The sequence below is a fragment of the Pseudomonas sp. ArH3a genome, from assembly GCF_022648765.1.
Lineage (GTDB): Bacteria > Pseudomonadota > Gammaproteobacteria > Pseudomonadales > Pseudomonadaceae > Aquipseudomonas.
The window spans coordinates 5,354,364-5,372,960 of sequence record NZ_CP080330.1 but is presented as its reverse complement, the minus strand read 5'-3'; the positions used below and the strand labels follow the sequence as shown (position 1 = coordinate 5,372,960).

The window sequence follows — 18,597 nt, the reverse complement described above, 5'->3', positions numbered from 1 at the left end:
AAGGACCGCCTGTGACTGGCTTGTTTATTACCCTGGAAGGCCCGGAAGGCGCCGGCAAAAGCACCAACCGCGATTATCTGGCCGAGCGCTTGCGTTCGCAGGGCGTCGAGGTGGTGTTGACCCGTGAGCCCGGCGGCACGCCGCTGGCCGAGCGCATCCGTGAAGTGCTGCTGGCCCCAGGTGAAGAACAGATGAACCCGGACACCGAGCTGCTGCTGGTGTTTGCCGCCCGCGCCCAGCACCTGGCCGAAGTGATCCGCCCAGCCCTGGCACGTGGCGCCGTGGTGATCTGTGACCGTTTTACCGATTCGACCTACGCCTACCAAGGCGGTGGCCGCGGCTTGTCCCTGGCGCGTATCGCCACCTTGGAAACGTTCGTCCAGGGCGACTTGCGCCCTGACCTGACGCTGTTGTTCGATCTGCCGGTGGAAGTGGGCATGGCTCGCGCCAGTGCCCGGGGGCGCCTGGACCGTTTCGAACTGGAAGGCCAAGTCTTCTTCGACGCCGTGCGCACAGCGTTTCTCCAGCGTGCCGAGGCTGAGCCTGCGCGTTATCACCGGTTGGACGCGTCCCAGCCCCTGACGCAGGTACAGCAGGCCATCGACGCCCTATTGCCGACTCTGCTGGAGCGTGCCCGTGGCTGAAGCCTATCCGTGGCAGGACAGCCTCTGGCAGCAACTGGCCGGCCGTGCTCAGCACGCCCACGCCTATCTGCTGCATGGGCCGGCGGGTATCGGCAAGCGTGCCTTGGCCGAGCGCTTGATGGCCAGTCTGCTATGCCAGCGCCCGGTCAGTCTGGAAGCCTGCGGTGCGTGCAAATCCTGCCTGCTGCTCAAGGCCGGCAGCCACCCTGATAACTACCTGCTGGAACCCGAGGAAGCCGACAAGGCGATCAAGGTCGACCAGGTGCGTGACCTCGTCAGCTTTGTGGTGCAGACCGCGCAGATGGGCGGGCGCAAGGTGGTGCTGATCGAGCCGGTGGAGGCGATGAACATCAATGCCGCCAACGCCTTGCTCAAAAGCCTCGAAGAACCGTCGGGCGATACCGTGCTGTTGCTGGTCAGCCACCAGTCCAGCCGCTTGTTACCGACCATTCGCAGCCGCTGCGTGCAGCAGGCTTGCCCGTTGCCGAGCGAAGCCATGAGCTTGCAGTGGCTGGCGCAGGCGCTGCCGGAGTGCTCCGAAGACGAACGGGTTGAACTGCTGATCCTGGCCGCAGGTTCACCGCTCGCGGCCGTGAAGCTGCAAGCCCAAGGCGTGCGCGAGCAACGGGCTTTGGTCGTGGATGGCGTGAAAAAGCTGCTCAAGCAAGAGTTGTCCGCGACACAACTGGCCGAAAGCGCCTGGAAGGATATTCCGTTGCTGCTGCTGTTTGACTGGTTCTGTGACTGGTCGAGCCTGATCCTGCGCTACCAGTTGACCCAGGATGAAAGCGGCCTGGGCCTGCCGGACATGCGCAAGGTGGTGCAGTACCTCGCGCAGAAAAGCGCGCAAGACAAAGTGCTGAACATCCAGGACTGGATTCTGGCCCAGCGCCAGAAGGTCCTGGGCAAAGCCAACCTCAACCGCGTGCTGTTGCTCGAAGCATTGCTGGTGCAGTGGGTCGGCTTGCTCGGCCGGCGTTAATTTCCGTGGCCGACGGTTGTATCGTTGGCCAGACACGTTCCGTGGCTCACCTTTACCGGACTAAGTTGTAACTTCCTATGCTCGTAGATTCCCATTGCCACCTTGATCGCCTCGACCTTGCCCAGCACGGTGGCTCCCTTGACGCTGCCCTTGAAGCGGCGCGCCAGCGTGGAGTAGGGCACTTCCTGTGCATCGGCGTGAGCGCCGAGAACGCCGCCGACGTCAAAGCGCTGGCTGATCGTTATGCCGATGTCGATTGTTCGGTGGGCATCCACCCGCTGGATCTCAAACCCGGTGAAGCGCTGGCCCTGGATTGGCTACTGGGTGAACTCAACCACCCACGCGTGGTGGCGATTGGCGAAACCGGCCTGGATTACCACTACGAGCCCGAAGCCGCCCAATTGCAGCAGGCATCCTTCCGCCTGCACCTGCAAGCCGCCCAGCAAACCGGCAAGCCGGTGATTGTCCACACCCGGGGCGCCCGCGCCGACACGCTCACGCTGCTGCGCGAAGCCGCATTGCCACAGGCTGGCGTGCTGCACTGCTTCACCGAAGACTGGGACATGGCCAAGGCCGCGCTGGACCTGGGCTTCTACATTTCCCTGTCGGGTATCGTCACCTTCCGCAACGCCGACGCCCTGCGTGACGTGGCGCGCCAGGTGCCGGCCGACCGCCTGCTGGTGGAAACCGATTCGCCGTACCTGGCGCCCATCCCCCATCGTGGCAAGCCGAACCTGCCGGAATACGTGCGGGACGTGGCGGATTACCTGGCGATGCTGCGCGGCGAATCCTACGAGCGCTTTGCCGAGCAGACCACCGAGAACTTCAAGCGCCTGTTCCCGCTCGCCCACGTTGCCGGCTGATAAGGCCTAATCGCAGGCAAAAAAAACCCGGGTTCTGGGGGGGGAATCCGGGCTAAGACCATTAGGAGTAAAACAAGAGTACGCAGTCCGTCGGTACCCAGGTCGACGCGTCACTTGGGGGAGATGTCACGTCGACAGTTCAAGTATTGATCAGTATCCCGTTCAGTCCAGTCGCATCTGATCGTTTTTTAAACAGATTTGGAATACGCGCGCTTCGCTTGAGTTCTCATTGAGCAGGTGCACGGCGCCCTTGGGCACGTCTCGTTTCTGACTGATATCAATGAAATCGTTGGCGTGCTGAAGCTAAAGTGCGTGACGGGTTCACATAGACGTTGCCCAACGACTGTTCAGTCGGGATAATCCCTCGTACTGGGTAAATCGTATCGTCATGTAGCCGTGGCCATGCACAACCCTCCTAATATTCACCTCTGCAGACCTCTCCCTCATGCAAAAAGAACCCCGTAAGGTCCGTGAGTTTCGCCGCCGTGAGCAGGAAATTCTCGACACCGCACTCAAGTTGTTCCTCGAACAAGGTGAAGACAGCGTCACCGTCGAGATAATTGCGGATGCCGTGGGTATCGGCAAAGGCACGATCTACAAGCATTTCAAATCTAAGGCCGAGATCTATCTGCGCCTGATGCTCGACTACGAGCGCGACTTGAACGAGCTGCTGCATTCGGCCGATGTCGACAAGGACAAGGAAGCGCTGTCCCGGGCCTACTTCGAGTTCCGCATGCGTGACCCGCAGCGTTACCGCCTGTTCGATCGCCTGGAAGAGAAGGTGGTCAAGGGCCATCAGGTGCCGGAAATGGTCGAGGAGCTGCACAAGATCCGCGCCTCGAACTTCGAGCGCCTGACTCTGTTGATCAAAGGCCGCATCAGCGAAGGCAAGCTTGAAGACGTGCCACCGTATTTCCACTACTGCGCTGCCTGGGCCTTGGTGCATGGCGCCGTGGCGCTGTACCACTCGCCGTTCTGGAGCAATGTGCTGGAAGATCAGGAAGGCTTCTTCCAGTTCCTGATGGACATCGGCGTGCGCATGGGCAACAAGCGTAAGCACAGCGCCGAGCTGCCAAGTGCTGAGCCCAAGAGTGGCGAAACCCCCGCGACTTAAGCCGTTCCCGACACTACTGGCGCAATGATTTACTGCCAGTTGCAGTACCCCAGGAATATACTCAGGCAAGGACCTTGCTAAAAGTTGATTTATAAGTCAGCTTTTAGCGCGCCCGAACAATCCTCTGCCGGAGTGATCCATGATCGTTGATCGTCAAGGCAGGCGGTTTCGCAATTTGCGGATCAGCCTGACCTCAGCCTGCAATTACGCGTGTACCTACTGCGTGCCTAACGGCAAGCGGCTGGTGGCTGCCCAGGACGAGCTCTCGGCCGAGGCCATGGCCCGTGGCGTGGCGTATCTGATCGAAGCGGCGGGCATCGAGCGCCTGCGCATCACTGGCGGCGAGCCGCTGGTCAGTCCTAAATTGGAAGCCTTCATGCGCGCGGTGGGTGGGATGGGCCTCAGTGATATCAGCCTGACCACCAACGGCCAATTGCTCGCACGCAAGCTGCCATTGCTGGTAGAGGCCGGCATCCGCCGCATCAACGTCTCCCTCGACACCCTGGACGCCGACGCCTTCCGCACCATTGCCCGTGGCGGCGACCTGGCCACCGTGCTCGATGGCATGGACCAGGCCCGCGCTGCCGGGATCAAGATCAAAGTGAACATGGTGCCGTTGCGCGGGCAGAACCTCGACCAGGTCATGCCGCTGCTCGACTACTGCCTGGAGCGTGGCTACGAGCTGCGCTTTATCGAGCTGATGCGCATGGGCCACCTGGCCAAGGACTCCAACGCGTTCCTGCAGCAATTCGTCAGCTTGCAGCAACTGCTCAGCCTGATCGGCGAACACCACGAATACCTGCAAGCCAATGCGCCGGTCGACGCCACGGCAGTGCGCTACGAAGTGCCGGGCAAGGGCTTCTTTGGTGTGATAGCCAACGAAAGCGTGCCGTTCTGTCGTACCTGTTCGCGGCTGCGGCTGTCGTCCACGGGTTGGTTGCATGGTTGCCTGTCGTCGAGCAACCGTCACTACGTCGGCGACCTGCTCGACCAGCCGCGCCACCAGGCGCTGCCGGCCTTGCAGGGTTTGTTGATGAAGGCCCTGGGTGACAAACAGGAAGTGGCCTTCTCCGGCGGTGCGACCATCATGAAAATCATTGGCGGCTGACGCCGAGTCTCAAGCTTGTAGCTAATATCTGCTCCTCTGGCGCGGATTCTGCATCTCACGCCCATTCGCCGGTTTTCCGTCACCGGCTTCTGGAGGATTAGGATGCGAAGTCTGGTTTTGTTGCTGGCGTCATTGACGCTGAGTGGTTGCATGACCGTCAGCGATATGGCCGAAGGCACCCGCTATCAGATGAGCGACGCCGGGTTGCTGGACCACAGTGATACGCGCCGCACCGCGTCGATTCGCATACAGCCGGACTCTTTTGTGTTTATCGCCCAGGGTGTGTTTGTGCCGCCGGGCAGCGCCTATCCGCGCCCTAACGTGGTGGCTGAGGAAGCCTTCAACGGTTTCGTCGAATATTTCCCGATGGTGCGTCGCGCCCACAAGCCTGAAGGCCTGGAACAGGCCATGTCCGAAGCCCGCGCGGCGGGTGCGCATTACCTGCTGTATTGCCGCTTCGCGGCAGCCGATGACCGTATCGGCAATACCGACGAGTGGACCGATCAACAGGCCCTGGACCGCGTCGGGATCGACACTGGCGTCATTCAGATCATGTTGATCGAGACCAGCACCCAGTATTTGATTGATACTGCACGTATTCGCAGTCGTGGCGGTTTACTGACGTTCCACGACAACAAGCCAGAAGATCTGATTGCCCGCCCACTGGCGCAGTACGCCCGGAGCCTGCTGGGTATGAGTAATCAGTAAGCCAGAGGAGCGCCCGATGACCGATTCCGCCAAGGCCAATGACCTATTGGCCCAACTGCCCAAGGGCAAGGGGCCGGCACCGGTACACCTGTGGAACCCGGATTTTTGCGGCAACATCGACATGCGCATCGCCCGCGACGGCACGTGGTTCTACCAAGGCACGCCGATCGGGCGTAAGCCGATGGTCAAGCTGTTCTCCAACATCATCCGCCGCGATGGCGATGATTACTTCCTGGTCACGCCCGTGGAAAAGGTCGGCATCAGCGTCGATGATGCGCCGTTTGTCGCGGTGACCCTGGAGGTCGAAGGGCAGGGCGAGAGCCAAGTACTGCGCTTCAGCACCAACGTTGACGATCAAATCGAAGCCGGCCTCGAACACCCGCTGCGTGTCGTCATCGACCCAGTCACCCAGGAACCGGCGCCGTACCTGCGGGTGCGCACCAACCTTGAAGCCCTCGTGCACCGCAACGTGTTCTACCAACTGGTGGAGCTTGCGGTCAGCCGTCCGATCAACGGTCAGAACTGGCTGGGCGTCTGGAGCGGCGGTGAGTTTTTCCGCATCGGCCTGGAACCCTGAGGCCGGCTTTTTCATCCTCCTGAAATAATGTGCTTGCTGTCATTAGGCGCTTTCGGTTATCAGTTTGTACATGATTAGACATGTCCGATTTGATAAGAAAAAACGCGTCGTCGACGAGCTCATCCGCCGTATCGAGGGTGGAGTGATGGCCGACGGGTTCCTGCTGCCGGGCGAGCATCAGTTGGCCGAGGAATTCGCGGTCAGCCGTGGCACCCTGCGCGAAGCCTTGGCTGAGCTCAAACGCCGCAACTACATCGCCACCCAGAGCGGCGTAGGTTCCATCGTCACCTTTGACGGCATGGTCCTCGACCAACGCAGCGGCTGGGCCCAGGCTTTGGCTGACACCGGCGCGCAGGTGACCACCGACATCCTGCGCCTGGACGCCGTGACCCGTCCGGACCTGTTCAGCCGTTTCGGCAGCGACCAGTTCATCGCCCTCGACCGCCGTCGGCGCACCACTGACGGCACGGCCGTGTCGCTGGAGCGCTCGCTGATGCCCGCCACCGGTGGCCTGGAAAGCCTGCCCCGCGTCGGCCTGATCGACAACTCCCTGACCATCACCCTGGCGGCCTACGGCTACATCGGTGCCGAAGGTGACCAATGGATCGGCGCCGAGCCGCTGAGCGACGAAGACGCCGAGTTGCTAGGCCGTCCGGCCGGCACGGTATTTCTCAAGGCCTCGCGCACCACCTACGACCGTCGCGAGCGCTTCATGGAGTACGTCGAAAGCCTGCTCGACCCTCTGCACTTTCGTCTGCATCTGCAGTTTGGAGCTTCAAAATGACCGCGGAAAATCGCGCGCTTGGCGCCTTCTACGGCTTGGCCTTGGGCGACGCTCTGGGCATGCCCACCCAGTCCTTGAGCCGCGAGCAGGTGCAGCAGCGCTTCGGGGCCATCACCGGCCTGGAGGACGCCGATGGCGACCAACCGATTGCGCCGAATATGCCGGCCGGTTCGATCACCGATGACACTGAACAGGCGATCCTGGTCGGCGAGTTGCTGGTCGAAGGCAAGGGCAAGATCGAACCGACCGTGCTCGCCCAACGCCTGATCGACTGGGAAGCGGTGATGCGCGCCAAGGGCTCCCAGGATTTGCTCGGGCCATCGACCAAGCGCGCCATCGACATGATCCTCGCCGGCCACACCCCGGAAGAATCCGGGCGCTACGGCACCACCAATGGCGCCGCGATGCGTATCACGCCGGTGGGGATCGCCGCCGATGTCAGCGACCCGGCGCAGTTTATCCAGGCCGTGATTCAGGCCTGCCAGGTCACCCATAACACCACGCTGGGTATCTCCAGTGCGGCGGCGGTGGCCGCGGTGGTCTCGGCCGGCATCAACGGCGTGGACCTGGGCGAAGCACTCAACATTGGCACCCAGGTTGCCCAGCAGGCCGAACGCCACGGCCACTGGATTGCCGGTGGACGCATTTCCACGCGAATCAGTTGGGCACGGACCTTGAGCGTCGGCAGCGGCGACAAGGCCTTGTTTGCCGACCTGCTCTACGAATTGATCGGCACCTCCGTCGCGTCCCAGGAATCGGTAGTGGTCTCGTTTGCCCTCGCGCAACAAGTGGCGGTGGGTGCGATGAATGCCTTTGAGGCCGTGTGCCTGGCCGCCAGCCTTGGCGGCGACACCGACACCATCGCCGCGATCCTCGGCGCGATGTTGGGCGCGTGTTTGGGCATGCAGTGCTGGCCTGAGGCGATGATTGAACAGGTCAAGCAGGTCAATGGCCTGGATTTGCAGGCGCTGGTGCAAGGGCTGCTCGAAATTCGATAAGCGCCGCAGGCAAACAGGTGGGAGCGGGCTTGCTCGCGAAATCGGTGTATCAGGTGGCCTATCAGTTGGCTGAACCACCGCTATCGCAGGCAAGCCAGCGCCCACATTGAGCCCAGTTTGAGTCAGGACGACCGATTGAAGCTTTGACTATCTGCCACAACCACAACAATACAGGCACCAGGAGCATCTCCCTCATGAGCACCCCGTCTAGCGGCCAAAGCGCCGGGCAATTGGAAACACGCGGTATCGAACCGGTCCCTGAAGGCGAGTGTAACGGCCATCCGCTGCAGCTGTTCTGGGTGTGGTTCGCGGCCAACATCAGCATCCTCGGCTTGCCGCTCGGCGCGACCCTCGTGGCCTTTCGTGGCCTGGCGATCTGGCAGGCGATCATCGTCGCGATCCTCGGCGCCGCCGGCTCTTTCGCCGTGGTGGGTATCATCTCGATTGCCGGTCGTCGCGGGCGTGCACCAAGCCTGACGCTGTCGCGCGCCATCTTCGGCGTGCGCGGCAATATCGGCCCCACCTTGGTCTCGCTGATGTCGCGCCTGGGCTGGGAAACCGTCAACACCACCACCGCCGCGTTTGTTTTGCTGTCGTTGTGCTCGATCCTGTTCGGTTCGCCGGTCGAGGCAAAAAGCGCACCGGTGCTGACGCTGATCTTCATTGCCATTTTCGTGCTGCTGACCCTGTCCGTCTCCGGCCTCGGCCACGCCACCTTGTTGGTCATCCAGAAGTGGGCCACCTACGTGTTCGGCGCGCTGAACATTCTGGTGGGCGGCTTCCTCTGCGCCACCATCGACTGGAGCGCGGTGTTCAATGCCACCCCGGCGCCGTTGAGCGCAATGATCATCGGCGTCGGCACCATGGCTGCCGGCACCGGCATCGGCTGGGCCAACGCCGGTGCCGACATGTCGCGCTACCAGCACCGCAGCGTCAAAGCCGCACGCCTGGTGGCATCTGCCGCTTTTGGCGCGGGCATTCCGCTGGTGCTGCTGATCACCCTCGGCGGCCTGCTGTCGGTGGGCAACAACGACCTGGCCTCGGCCACTGACCCGATCATCGCGATCCGCGACATGCTGCCCACCTGGATGGCCGTGCCGTACCTGATCACCGCGTTTGGCGGGCTGTTGCTGTCGAATAACCTCTCGGTGTACTCGGCGGGCCTTACCACCTTGACCCTCGGCTTGAAGGTCAAGCGCGTGCACGCGGTGATCGTCGACATCGTGGCGATCTTCGCCGGCTCGATTTACTTCATGCTGATCGCCGACAGTTTCTACGGCCCCTTCATCACCTTCATCTCGCTGCTGGCCGTGCCGATCACCGCGTGGGTCGGCATCTTCGTGGTCGACCTCATCCACCGTCACTACTACAGCCCCCAAGACCTGCTGGACGTGAGCCCCAGCAGCGCCTACTGGTATCGCGGCGGTGTGGAATGGCGTGCATTCGGCGCCTGGGCGATAGCGATTGTGCTGGGTTTTTGCTTCACCACCATCGGCACCACCGCCGAAAATATTTGGTTCGCCGGGCCGTTGTCCGACTCGTGGCTGGGCCATAACGGCCTGGGCTGGATCGTCACCTTCCTGGTGGCCGGCGGGATTTATGAGCTACTGGGCGGCGCGGCTGACCGTCGTCCGGCTTTAGTCGAGAGCCCTAATGTCTAGATTGCTGCACACCGGCCAGGTCATCGTCGACCTGGTGATGGCCCTCGACACACTGCCTGCGACCGGCGGCGACGTGCTGGCGCAATCCGCCAGCTTCGAAGCCGGCGGCGGCTTCAACGTAATGGCTGCTGCCCGGCGCAATGGTTTGCCGGTGATTTACCTCGGCCGGCATGGCAACGGCCGTTTCGGCGACCTGGCGCGCGCAGCGATGCAGGCTGAAGGCGTGGAAATCGCGCAGGCGGCCAGCGATGGCAAGGACACCGGTTTGTGTGTGTCGCTGACCGAGGCCACCACCGAACGCACGTTCATTTCGCATATCGGCGCTGAAGGGGAGTTGAGCGCCGAGGATTTGGCCGGTGTGGTGCCGCGCGCGGACGACTATGTGTACGTCAGCGGCTACAGCCTGTTGCTTGAAGGCAAGGCGCAGGCGTTGCTCGATTGGCTGCTGGCGCTGCCGCGTGAAATCACGGTGGTGTTCGACCCGGGGCCGCTGGTCAAAGCGCCGGATTCGGCGTTGATGGTTGCCTTGCTGCCGCGTATCGACATCTGGACCAGCAATGGCCCCGAAGCCCTGGCGTTTACTGGTGCGAGGACGTTGGCCGAGGCGCTGCTTGAACTTAATCGCCACCTGCCGGCTGAGGCACTGCTGGTGGTGCGCGATGGGCCGAATGGGTGCTGGGTGAGCCACCAAGGCCAGGCCGAGCATGTGCCGGGTTTCAAGGTGACAGCGGTGGACAGCAACGGCGCGGGGGATGCCCATGCCGGTGTGTTTCTTGCGGGGTTGGCCAAGGGGTTGCAACCTTCACAAGCAGCGCGTCGCGCGAATGCTGCCGCGGCGTTGGCGGTGACACGCTGGGGGCCGGCGACATCACCGGGTACTGACGAAGTGGATGCGTTGTTGGCAGAATAGGGCCTTCTTAGCAGGGAATGAGCCCATGACCCAGAATATCTACGACACCCCGGCCTTCTTCGAGGGCTACAGCAAGATGGGCCGCTCGGTCGAAGGCCTGGCCGGTGCGCCGGAGTGGCCTGCCTTGCAGGCACTGCTGCCGCCGATGCGTGGCTTGAAAGTGGTGGACCTTGGCTGTGGCTACGGCTGGTTCAGCCGCTGGGCCGAGGAGCAGGGCGCCGCGCAGGTGCTCGGGTTGGACGTGTCGCACAAGATGCTGGCGCGGGCCAAAGAGATGACCTCTGCGCCGACCATCACTTATGCAATCGCCGACCTGGAACAGCTCGACCTACCTGCCGGCGCATTCGATCTGGCCTACAGCGCCCTGGCCTTCCATTACATCGTCGACCTCAAAGGGCTGTTTGCGCGCATACACCAGGCGCTGGTGCCCGGTGGGCGGCTGGTGTTTTCCATCGAACACCCGATCTTCATGGCGCCGCGCAATCCTGGGTGGCTGGTGGATGATCAGGGCCGTAAGAGTTGGCCGGTGGATGGTTACCAGTTGGAAGGGCCGCGGGTGACCAACTGGCTGGCCGATGGCGTGATCAAGCAGCATCGTACCTTGGGCACGTTGCTGAATTTGTTGATTCAGGCGGGGTTTACGCTGAGTCATGTGCAGGAGTGGGGGCCAAGCGAAGCGGACCTGATTGCTCGGCCCGAACTGGCGGAAGAGCAAGAGCGCCCAATGATGCTGCTGGTGTCGGCTCAACGCTGATTTCGGGTGTGCAGCACAAATCAAACTGTGGGAGCGGGCTTGCTCGCGAATGCGCAGTGTCAGCCAACCTATAAGGTGACTGGTTGACCGCATTCGCGAGCAAGCCCGCTCCCACATGAGTTTTGTAGTGGCTGGAAAACCGGCGTTAGCCAGCTTTGCGCAGCGCTTCAATCAACGGGCCAGACCAGACAAAATGGATCACTGAGAGCCTTCACCGTCCAGCTTGCGTGCCTCGTCAACGCCCGAGGCGGTCAGCTTGATCGGCAGGTTTAACGAATATTCACCGGCGTCGTCGGTGGTCACATGCCCATCCTTGATAAACCCACGGTCCTGCAGGAACGCCAAGACACTGGCAACCTCCTTCTCGCCGCGGTAGTTATCCAGCACCTCCTTGCCCAGGCCGTTAGGGTGGGCGTGCAGCAGGCGGGTGAGGACTTCTTTCTCAAGGTTTCTATCGACGTTCATGCGTACCTCTTCACTGGGAAATGATCGGGTGTTCGTCTTGCGTCCGATGTATCAAGGCGCAGGTTGTTTTGGCGAGCCAGGGACGTTGGAGTCATCACCGGTGTTGATTTTTGGCTGGTTAACACTCGGCCCCATTTTGCCGTTGCCGACCGCAGCGGGCGCCTGGCGTTGGGTGTCATTGCCCTGGGTGCGAGGGTCAGCGCCGGGTTGGATGATCGCGCCACCATTGGTATCCATGCCGGTGCCCATCGAATCCTGAGATTCCTGGGTGGCAGGGTTCGGTGGGCTGCCGACCGGGTCAGTCTTGCCGGTCGAGGAAGTGGCCGCAAACGCGTTCAGCGAGGCGGCAGACAACAGGCCCGTGAGGGCGAGGGCGGCAAACTTGGAATTCTTCATGAGGGTGTCTCCATATGATTAATGTCCTTACCCTTTATTGGTCCGCCCGGCCTTCGCGTTCGTGCCTTGATGGCGACGAACGGTATTAGCTCACCTGTAAGATTTTATGTGCTGAAAGATGGCGCCTGATTAGGCGGGCCGCGGTGATTAGCCAGTTCAACGCGGCGATGACCAATAGGCTGAGCATCAGCACGGGCATGCCGTAGTCGACGATGATCTTGCCCGCCAGCCAGGGAAACCCGAACACGCCGACAAAGTACGCCAGGCTGAACAGCAGCAGCGCTTGTGACGTGGTTCCGGCTGGCGCTTCGTTGGCTACCAACCCATTGATCACCGAATACGTCAGGCCGTATCCAACCCCCAGCGTGGCAGCGGCCAGCAAGTAGCTGAGATTACCGCTCACGCCAAACGCAAACAGTGCGATGGCTCCGAGCATGATCCCGGACAACACACAGGCGGCCCGGTAGGCATCACGCTTGACCACGAACCCCGCGATCAACAGGCGGCTGGTGATCGCAGCACTCAGGAACCCCGCGAAGAACAGCGAATAGTCCAACCCGTGCGCGGCCGCGTAACTGGTCTGGAACGACGAAAGCCCACCAAACACGCAACCTCCCAGGCCGACCATCAAGATCGCGAACCCCGCCTTGGAGGACAGCACGCGACGGCTGGCGGCCCAGGAAATCCTCGACGCCGGCACATTCGCGTGCTGCTTGAGTTGAGCGCCCATGCGCCAGAACATCACCACCCCGGCAAGGCTGGCCACCCCGGCGATGTAGAACGCCGTGGTCAGGGGCAGGTCCAGCGCACTGGCAGCGCGCCCGAGCAGCGGGCCGGAGCCGATCCCGCTCAACATGCTGCCCGACAGCAGGGCAAAGTACTTGGCTCGCTGCTGGGGCTCCACCAACAGGCTCACGATGATCGGGCCCAAGGTGTAGAACACGCCCCAGCCCAACCCCAGGGCCAGCCCGAACACCATTAAGCCTTGGCCAAACCCCGGCATCAGGGCAAAACCCAGGCAGGCCACCACCAGCAATACACCCATCCCCGCAATGGCTCGCGCGGCGCCCAATGCATCGGCCAAATGCCCGGAGAACACCACCGCCACGAAGGTGCTGAGCATCGCCATGGAAATCACACTGCCGGCGTCGTGCTCATTACCGCCGCGCGAATGAATCAGCAGCGACAGCAGAAACGTCGAGCCGTAGGACAGTGACAGCAGGAAGCTGGCGAGGCAGAACAGGGCGAAGGTCTTCGCGCCCACCGTAGACGGGGTGTGCATGAGCGAGTCTCGAATTGTTGGATTTATGCCCTCTGTTTACCACGCGTGGCCAAGCGGATTGTTCTGTGGTTGGTGGTGCTCGGATTACTGTTCGACGGAGTAAAGCGCGCGGGCCCCGCGAAAATGCACTGCAATCAGTCATCAAAGCGCCTTAGTATGTGGCCTTTGAAATTGCCCAAGGCCCGCCCATGACCATCGAGATTCGCCCTGCCGTGCCCAGCGATGCTGCGCAGATCCTGACGTTCATCACTGAGCTTGCCGAATACGAAAAAGCCCGGCATGAAGTGATCGCCAGTGTCGTGGACATCGAGCGCAGCCTGTTCAGCGAGGGCGCCACTGCCCATGGCCTGATCTGCTCGCGAGACGGTTTGCCGATTGGTTTTGCGGTGTTCTTTTTCAGTTACTCCACGTGGCTGGGCAGCAACTCCCTGTACCTCGAAGACCTGTACATCAACCCCGAGCAACGCGGCGGCGGGGCGGGCAAAAAGTTGCTGCGCCACCTGGCGAAGATCGCCTGCGACAACGGTTGCGGGCGTTTTGAGTGGAGCGTGCTGGACTGGAACGAACCGGCGATTGCGTTCTACAAATCCATCGGCGCGCAGCCGCAGGAAGAGTGGGTGCGTTACCGCATGGAAGGGGATGCACTGCGCGATTTCGCCCAGGGCTGAATTCACCCTTCCACGCACACCGAAGATCAAATGTGGGCGCTGGCTTGCCCGCGATAGCGGTGGTTCAGCCAATGATTTATTGCCTGACCCGCCGTATTCGCGAGCAAGTCCGTTTCCACATTTTTTTGGTTTTGTCTCACTATATGGGATGCAAATTTATATATTGAGATATTTCAAATGATGGGTTTATAGTCGGCAGCATCAGCACTCACTACCAAAAATAAAACAGGTGAAGCGATGCAGCCCCAACCGTTGTCATTACCCGCCGTGCCCGAACCTACCTACGGCGAGCGGCTGAAGAACAAAGTGGTGATCATCACAGGTGCTGCCCAAGGCATTGGCGAGGCGATCGTCGCCTGCTTCCAGGCCCAGCAGGCGCGCTTGGTCATCGCAGATATTCAGGCTGAAAAAGTCGAAAAAGTCGCTGCACACTGGCGCGAACGCGGCGCCGAGATCGTCGCGCAAGCCGTCGATATCACCTCTAAAGAGCAATGGCAGTCGCTGGTCAACCTGGCCATCGAGCGTTTTGGCCGTGTGGATGTGCTGGTCAACTGCGCTGGGGTCAATGTGTTCCGCGACCCGTTGGAAATGACCGACGAAGATTGGCGCCGTTGCTTCGCCATCGATCTCGACGGCGCCTGGTTCGGTTGCCGCACAGTGCTGCCGCACATGATCGAGCAGGGCATCGGCAACATCATCAACATCGCCTCCACCCATTCCAGCCACATCATCCCCGGCTGCTTTCCCTATCCGGTCGCCAAGCATGGCCTGCTCGGGCTGACCCGCGCCCTCGGCATCGAATACGCGCCTAAGGGCATCCGCGTGAATGCCATCGCCCCGGGCTATATCGAAACCCAGCTCAACGTCGATTACTGGAACGGTTTCCCCGACCCCCACGCCGAACGGCAACGCGCCTTCGACCTGCACCCGCCCAAGCGCATCGGCCAGCCGGTTGAGGTGGCGATGTCGGCGCTGTTCCTGGCGACCGACGAGGCGCCCTTTATCAATGCAACCTGCCTGATGATCGATGGCGGGCGTTCTGTGATGTACCACGACTAAAAACGTTTCCAATAACAAGAAGGAGGTGGTTCATGTTCAAGAAAACACTCGGCGCCTTGGCGCTCGCTGTTGCCTTTAGCGGCTTTGCATCTGCCGAAGAAGTGAAGATCGGCTTCCTGGTCAAGCAAGCCGAAGAACCTTGGTTCCAGACCGAATGGGCTTTCGCCGAAAAAGCCGGCAAGGACCAGGGCTTCACCGTGATCAAGATCGCCGTGCCGGATGGCGAGAAAACCCTTTCCGCTATCGACACCCTCGCGGCCAACGGTGCCAAAGGCTTCGTCATCTGCCCACCGGACGTGTCCCTGGGCCCGGCGATCATGGCCAAGGCCAAGCTCAACGGTTTGAAAGTGCTGGCGGTGGACGACCGTTTCGTCGACGCCAAAGACAAGCCCATGGAAGACGTGCCTTACGTCGGCCTGGACGCCTACAAGATCGGCCAGAAACAAGGCGAAGCCATGGCCACCGAAGCCAAGCGTCGCAACTGGGACTGGAAAGACACCTACGCCGTCATCAACACCTTTGACGAGCTGGAAACCGGTAAGAAACGCACCGACGGTTCGGTAGAGGGCCTCAAAGCTGCCGGCCTGCCCGCCGACCACATCTTGTTCAGCGCACAGAAAACCCTCGATGTGCCGGGCAGCATGGACTCCACCAACTCGGCGCTGGTGAAACTGCCGGGCACCGCGAAAAACCTGATCATTGGCGGCATGAACGACAGCACCGTATTGGGCGGCGTGCGCGCCACCGAGAGCGCCGGTTTCAAGGCGGCCAACGTGATCGGCGTCGGCATCAACGGCACCGACGCCATCGAAGAGCTGAAGAAAACCGACACTGGCTTCTACGGCTCGATGCTGCTGAGCCCGGACGCTTCGGGCTATAAAACCGCCAGCGCGATGTTCGAGTGGGTGACCAAAGGCACTGAGCCGGCCAAGTTCACCGCGTTGGACAACGTGACCCTGATCACCCGCGCCAACCTCAAGGAAGAGTTGAGCAAAATCGGTCTGTGGAAATGAGCGGCGCAGCCCTGCGTTTCAACGGCATCGGCAAGGATTTTCCCGGGGTCAAAGCCTTGGCGCAGATCAGCTTTGAAGCACGGCCGCACTCGGTACATGCGCTGATGGGTGAGAACGGCGCGGGCAAGTCGACGCTGCTGAAAATCCTCGGCGGCGCCTACATTCCGAGCAGCGGCACGGTGCAGATCGGCGAGCAGACCATGGCCTTCAAAAATGCCGCCGACAGCATCGCCAACGGTGTCGCGGTGATCCACCAAGAGCTGCACTTGGTGCCGGAAATGACCGTGGCCGAGAACCTGTTCCTCGGGCATTTGCCATCGCGTTTCGGCGTGGTCAATGGCGGCCAGCTGCGCAAGCAGGCGCTGGCCTGCCTCAAAGGCCTGGCCGATGAAATCGACCCGCAGGAGAAGCTCGGGCGCCTGTCCCTGGGCCAGCGCCAACTGGTGGAAATCGCCAAGGCGTTGTCCCGTGGCGCCCATGTGATTGCGTTCGATGAACCCACCAGCAGCCTGTCGGCACGCGAAATCGACCGCTTGATGGCGATCATCACGCGCCTGCGTGACGAGGGCAAAGTGGTGCTGTACGTGTCGCACCGTATGGAAGAAGTGTTCCGCATCTGCGACGCCGTCACGGTGTTCAAGGACGGCCGCTTCGTGCGCACCTTTGACGACATGGCCGCGCTGACCCATGACCAGTTGGTGACCTGCATGGTCGGTCGCGATATTCAGGACATCTACGATTACCGCCCGCGTGCGCGCGGCGAGGTGGCGCTCAAGGTCGAGGGTTTGCTCGGCCCGGGCTTGCGTGAAGCGGTCAGCTTGCAAGTGCACAAAGGCGAGATTCTCGGCCTGTTTGGTTTGGTGGGTGCCGGGCGCACTGAGCTGTTTCGCTTGCTCAGCGGGCTGCAACGCGCCACCGCCGGGCAGTTGGAATTGTTTGGGCAAACCCTGCAACTGCATTCGCCCCGCGATGCCATCGCCGCCGGCGTGCTGCTCTGCCCGGAGGACCGCAAAAAGGAAGGCATCATCCCGCTGTCCAGCGTGGCTGAGAACATCAACATCAGTGCGCGCGGTGCCCATTCCACCTTTGGCTGGCTCCTGCGTGAAGGCTGGGAGAAGGGCAACGCCGACCAGCAAATCAAGGCCATGAAAGTCAAAACGCCGAACGCCGAACAGAAAATCATGTACCTGTCCGGCGGCAACCAACAGAAAGCCATTCTCGGCCGCTGGCTGTCGATGCCAATGAAGGTGCTGCTGCTCGATGAGCCGACCCGTGGCATCGATATCGGCGCCAAGTCGGAGATCTACCAGATCATCCACAACCTAGCGGCCAGTGGCATTGCGGTGATTGTGGTGTCCAGCGACCTGATGGAAGTGATGGGCATTTCCGACCGTATCGTGGTGATGAGCGAAGGCGCGCTGACGGGCGAGTTGAACCGCGACCAGGCGGATGAAGCACGGTTATTGCAACTGGCCCTTCCGCGCACGCGGGCTTGAAGAATTCGAGGTGAATGATGTCCCAGGTAAAAACAGCAAAAGGCTTCTGGCCAGGTTTCAACCAGCGCAAGTTTTTGGATGAATGGGTGATGCTACTCGCTGCGTTGAGCATCTTTGTGCTCAGCGCGTTGTTTATCGATAACTTCCTCTCGCCGCTGAACATGCGCGGGCTGGGCCTGGCGATTTCCACGGTCGGGATTGCCGCGTGCACCATGTTGTTCTGCCTGGCGTCTGGGCACTTCGACTTGTCGGTGGGCTCGGTGATCGCCTGTGCCGGCGTGGTGGCGGGGATTGTGATTCGTGACACCGACAGCATGGTGCTCGGCGTGTCGGCGGCGTTGGCCATGGGCCTGGTGGTGGGGCTGATCAACGGCATTGTGATCGCCAAGCTGCGCATCAATGCGTTGATCGCCACCTTGGCGACCATGCAGATCGTGCGGGGCCTGGCCTACATCTTCTCCAACGGCAAGGCCGTCGGCGTGATGGACGAACGCTTCTTCGTGTTCGGCAACGGCCAACTGCTGGGCGTACCGGTGCCGATCATCATCACCGTGCTGTGCTTTGTGTTCTTCGGCTGGTTGCTCAACTACACCACCTACGGGCGCAACACCATGGCCATCGGTGGTAACCAGGAAGCCGCGTTGCTGGCTGGGGTGAACGTTGATCGCACCAAGATCATCATCTTTGCCGTGCACGGTTTGATCGGTGCCTTGGCTGGGGTGATCCTCGCCTCGCGCATGACCTCGGGCCAGCCGATGATCGGGCAGGGCTTTGAGCTCACGGTGATTTCCGCCTGTGTGCTGGGCGGTGTCTCGCTGAGCGGCGGCATCGGCATGATCCGCCATGTGATTGCCGGGGTGTTGATTCTGGCGATCATCGAGAACGCGATGAACCTGAAGAACATCGACACCTTTTACCAGTACGTGATCCGAGGTTCGATCCTGTTGCTCGCGGTGATTATCGACCGTATGAAGCAACGTTAAAGTCTACCCTGTGGAGATCAAAATGTGGGAGCTGGCTTGCCTGCGATGAGGGCGTATCAGCCGGTATATGGGTTGGCTGACACACCGCTATCGCAGGCAAGCCAGCTCCCACAATGGATCTCCTCTGTTCAG

20 protein-coding genes are annotated in these 18,597 nt (G+C 61.3%); 17 read left to right on the top strand and 3 right to left on the bottom strand.

Annotated elements, in window-relative coordinates:
* The first annotated feature begins 11 nt into the window (after positions 1–11).
* The 12 genes from tmk to K0P33_RS24570 all read left to right on the top strand — a co-directional run bounded on the left by tmk (position 12) and on the right by K0P33_RS24570 (position 11,103).
* Positions 12–644, top strand: a complete 633-nt coding sequence (gene tmk, locus K0P33_RS24625; protein WP_242152065.1) for a dTMP kinase — start codon at positions 12–14, stop codon at positions 642–644.
* Entirely contained in the window at positions 637–1,626 is a 990-nt protein-coding gene (locus tag K0P33_RS24620; protein ID WP_094952770.1) for a DNA polymerase III subunit delta', read from the top strand. Before tmk ends, K0P33_RS24620 begins: the two co-directional genes overlap by 8 nt.
* Positions 1,627–1,703: 77 nt before the next feature.
* Positions 1,704–2,489, top strand: a complete 786-nt coding sequence (locus K0P33_RS24615; protein ID WP_242152062.1) for a TatD family hydrolase — start codon at positions 1,704–1,706, stop codon at positions 2,487–2,489.
* 445 nt (positions 2,490–2,934) lie between these two features.
* Entirely contained in the window at positions 2,935–3,603 is a 669-nt protein-coding gene (locus K0P33_RS24610; protein WP_242152060.1) for a TetR/AcrR family transcriptional regulator, read from the top strand.
* Between the two features lie 139 nt (positions 3,604–3,742).
* Positions 3,743–4,711 carry a radical SAM protein gene (locus K0P33_RS24605; protein WP_094952773.1) on the top strand — a complete coding sequence of 323 codons (969 nt, stop codon included), beginning with the start codon at positions 3,743–3,745 and terminating at the stop codon, positions 4,709–4,711.
* Between the two features lie 102 nt (positions 4,712–4,813).
* On the top strand, positions 4,814–5,419 hold the full coding sequence (locus tag K0P33_RS24600; RefSeq protein ID WP_094952774.1) for a DUF4823 domain-containing protein: 606 nt from the start codon (positions 4,814–4,816) through the stop codon (positions 5,417–5,419).
* A gap of 16 nt (positions 5,420–5,435) precedes the next feature.
* Positions 5,436–5,996 carry a DUF1285 domain-containing protein gene (locus K0P33_RS24595; protein ID WP_242152056.1) on the top strand — a complete coding sequence of 187 codons (561 nt, stop codon included), beginning with the start codon at positions 5,436–5,438 and terminating at the stop codon, positions 5,994–5,996.
* A gap of 70 nt (positions 5,997–6,066) precedes the next feature.
* On the top strand, positions 6,067–6,780 hold the full coding sequence (locus K0P33_RS24590) for a GntR family transcriptional regulator (protein WP_094952776.1): 714 nt from the start codon (positions 6,067–6,069) through the stop codon (positions 6,778–6,780).
* Positions 6,777–7,778: an ADP-ribosylglycohydrolase family protein gene (locus tag K0P33_RS24585; RefSeq protein WP_094952777.1), complete on the top strand. Its 1,002-nt coding sequence runs from the start codon at positions 6,777–6,779 to the stop codon at positions 7,776–7,778. Before K0P33_RS24590 ends, K0P33_RS24585 begins: the two co-directional genes overlap by 4 nt.
* A gap of 194 nt (positions 7,779–7,972) precedes the next feature.
* Positions 7,973–9,439, top strand: coding sequence for a cytosine permease (locus tag K0P33_RS24580; protein WP_242152053.1), 1,467 nt, complete (start codon positions 7,973–7,975; stop codon positions 9,437–9,439).
* A complete protein-coding gene (locus K0P33_RS24575) occupies positions 9,432–10,349 on the top strand; it encodes a PfkB family carbohydrate kinase (RefSeq protein WP_242152050.1) in 918 nt (305 codons plus the stop codon). Before K0P33_RS24580 ends, K0P33_RS24575 begins: the two co-directional genes overlap by 8 nt.
* 25 nt (positions 10,350–10,374) lie before the next feature.
* Entirely contained in the window at positions 10,375–11,103 is a 729-nt protein-coding gene (locus K0P33_RS24570) for a class I SAM-dependent methyltransferase (protein ID WP_094952780.1), read from the top strand.
* Positions 11,104–11,301: 198 nt separating this feature from the next.
* Here the strand turns inward: K0P33_RS24570 and K0P33_RS24565 are convergent, their stop codons facing one another.
* The 3 genes from K0P33_RS24565 to K0P33_RS24555 all read right to left on the bottom strand — a co-directional run bounded on the left by K0P33_RS24565 (position 11,302) and on the right by K0P33_RS24555 (position 13,246).
* Positions 11,302–11,568 (bottom strand): hypothetical protein, encoded by a 267-nt coding sequence (locus K0P33_RS24565; RefSeq protein ID WP_094952801.1) that lies wholly within the window; start codon positions 11,566–11,568, stop codon positions 11,302–11,304.
* A gap of 51 nt (positions 11,569–11,619) precedes the next feature.
* Positions 11,620–11,964: a hypothetical protein gene (locus tag K0P33_RS24560; protein WP_094952800.1), complete on the bottom strand. Its 345-nt coding sequence runs from the start codon at positions 11,962–11,964 to the stop codon at positions 11,620–11,622.
* A gap of 85 nt (positions 11,965–12,049) precedes the next feature.
* Positions 12,050–13,246, bottom strand: a complete 1,197-nt coding sequence (locus tag K0P33_RS24555; protein ID WP_242152048.1) for an MFS transporter — start codon at positions 13,244–13,246, stop codon at positions 12,050–12,052.
* A 188-nt stretch (positions 13,247–13,434) separates the two neighbouring features.
* Here K0P33_RS24555 and K0P33_RS24550 point away from each other — a divergent pair, with 188 nt between their 5' ends.
* The 5 genes from K0P33_RS24550 (at position 13,435) to araH (ending at position 18,465) form a co-directional block, all read left to right on the top strand.
* A complete protein-coding gene (locus K0P33_RS24550) occupies positions 13,435–13,914 on the top strand; it encodes a GNAT family N-acetyltransferase (protein WP_094952803.1) in 480 nt (159 codons plus the stop codon).
* A gap of 237 nt (positions 13,915–14,151) precedes the next feature.
* Positions 14,152–14,973, top strand: a complete 822-nt coding sequence (locus K0P33_RS24545) for an SDR family oxidoreductase (protein ID WP_094952798.1) — start codon at positions 14,152–14,154, stop codon at positions 14,971–14,973.
* 32 nt (positions 14,974–15,005) lie between these two features.
* The gene (locus K0P33_RS24540) at positions 15,006–15,986 is read left to right on the top strand and encodes a substrate-binding domain-containing protein (RefSeq protein ID WP_242152045.1); all 981 of its coding nucleotides are present in this window, start codon (positions 15,006–15,008) and stop codon (positions 15,984–15,986) included.
* Positions 15,983–17,482: an L-arabinose ABC transporter ATP-binding protein AraG gene (gene araG, locus K0P33_RS24535; protein WP_242152042.1), complete on the top strand. Its 1,500-nt coding sequence runs from the start codon at positions 15,983–15,985 to the stop codon at positions 17,480–17,482. Before K0P33_RS24540 ends, araG begins: the two co-directional genes overlap by 4 nt.
* A 17-nt stretch (positions 17,483–17,499) precedes the next feature.
* Positions 17,500–18,465, top strand: a complete 966-nt coding sequence (gene araH / locus K0P33_RS24530) for an L-arabinose ABC transporter permease AraH (protein WP_094952802.1) — start codon at positions 17,500–17,502, stop codon at positions 18,463–18,465.
* Positions 18,466–18,597: the final 132 nt, after the last annotated feature.

Bases quoted from the DNA above. Each gene is read 5' to 3' on its own strand.
- K0P33_RS24600 (WP_094952774.1), top strand. From the start codon at position 4,814: ATGCGAAGTCTGGTTTTGTTGCTGGCGTCATTGACGCTGAGTGGTTGC.
- K0P33_RS24610 (WP_242152060.1), top strand. From the start codon at position 2,935: ATGCAAAAAGAACCCCGTAAGGTCCGTGAGTTTCGCCGCCGTGAGCAG.
- K0P33_RS24595 (WP_242152056.1), top strand. From the start codon at position 5,436: ATGACCGATTCCGCCAAGGCCAATGACCTATTGGCCCAACTGCCCAAG.
- K0P33_RS24565 (WP_094952801.1), bottom strand. From the start codon at position 11,568: ATGAACGTCGATAGAAACCTTGAGAAAGAAGTCCTCACCCGCCTGCTG.
- K0P33_RS24615 (WP_242152062.1), top strand. From the start codon at position 1,704: ATGCTCGTAGATTCCCATTGCCACCTTGATCGCCTCGACCTTGCCCAG.
- K0P33_RS24540 (WP_242152045.1), top strand. From the start codon at position 15,006: ATGTTCAAGAAAACACTCGGCGCCTTGGCGCTCGCTGTTGCCTTTAGC.
- K0P33_RS24545 (WP_094952798.1), top strand. From the start codon at position 14,152: ATGCAGCCCCAACCGTTGTCATTACCCGCCGTGCCCGAACCTACCTAC.
- K0P33_RS24605 (WP_094952773.1), top strand. From the start codon at position 3,743: ATGATCGTTGATCGTCAAGGCAGGCGGTTTCGCAATTTGCGGATCAGC.
- K0P33_RS24580 (WP_242152053.1), top strand. From the start codon at position 7,973: ATGAGCACCCCGTCTAGCGGCCAAAGCGCCGGGCAATTGGAAACACGC.
- K0P33_RS24560 (WP_094952800.1), bottom strand. From the start codon at position 11,964: ATGAAGAATTCCAAGTTTGCCGCCCTCGCCCTCACGGGCCTGTTGTCT.
- araG (WP_242152042.1), top strand. From the start codon at position 15,983: ATGAGCGGCGCAGCCCTGCGTTTCAACGGCATCGGCAAGGATTTTCCC.
- K0P33_RS24555 (WP_242152048.1), bottom strand. From the start codon at position 13,246: ATGCACACCCCGTCTACGGTGGGCGCGAAGACCTTCGCCCTGTTCTGC.
- K0P33_RS24550 (WP_094952803.1), top strand. From the start codon at position 13,435: ATGACCATCGAGATTCGCCCTGCCGTGCCCAGCGATGCTGCGCAGATC.
- K0P33_RS24570 (WP_094952780.1), top strand. From the start codon at position 10,375: ATGACCCAGAATATCTACGACACCCCGGCCTTCTTCGAGGGCTACAGC.
- K0P33_RS24590 (WP_094952776.1), top strand. From the start codon at position 6,067: ATGATTAGACATGTCCGATTTGATAAGAAAAAACGCGTCGTCGACGAG.
- araH (WP_094952802.1), top strand. From the start codon at position 17,500: ATGTCCCAGGTAAAAACAGCAAAAGGCTTCTGGCCAGGTTTCAACCAG.
- K0P33_RS24575 (WP_242152050.1), top strand. From the start codon at position 9,432: ATGTCTAGATTGCTGCACACCGGCCAGGTCATCGTCGACCTGGTGATG.
- K0P33_RS24585 (WP_094952777.1), top strand. From the start codon at position 6,777: ATGACCGCGGAAAATCGCGCGCTTGGCGCCTTCTACGGCTTGGCCTTG.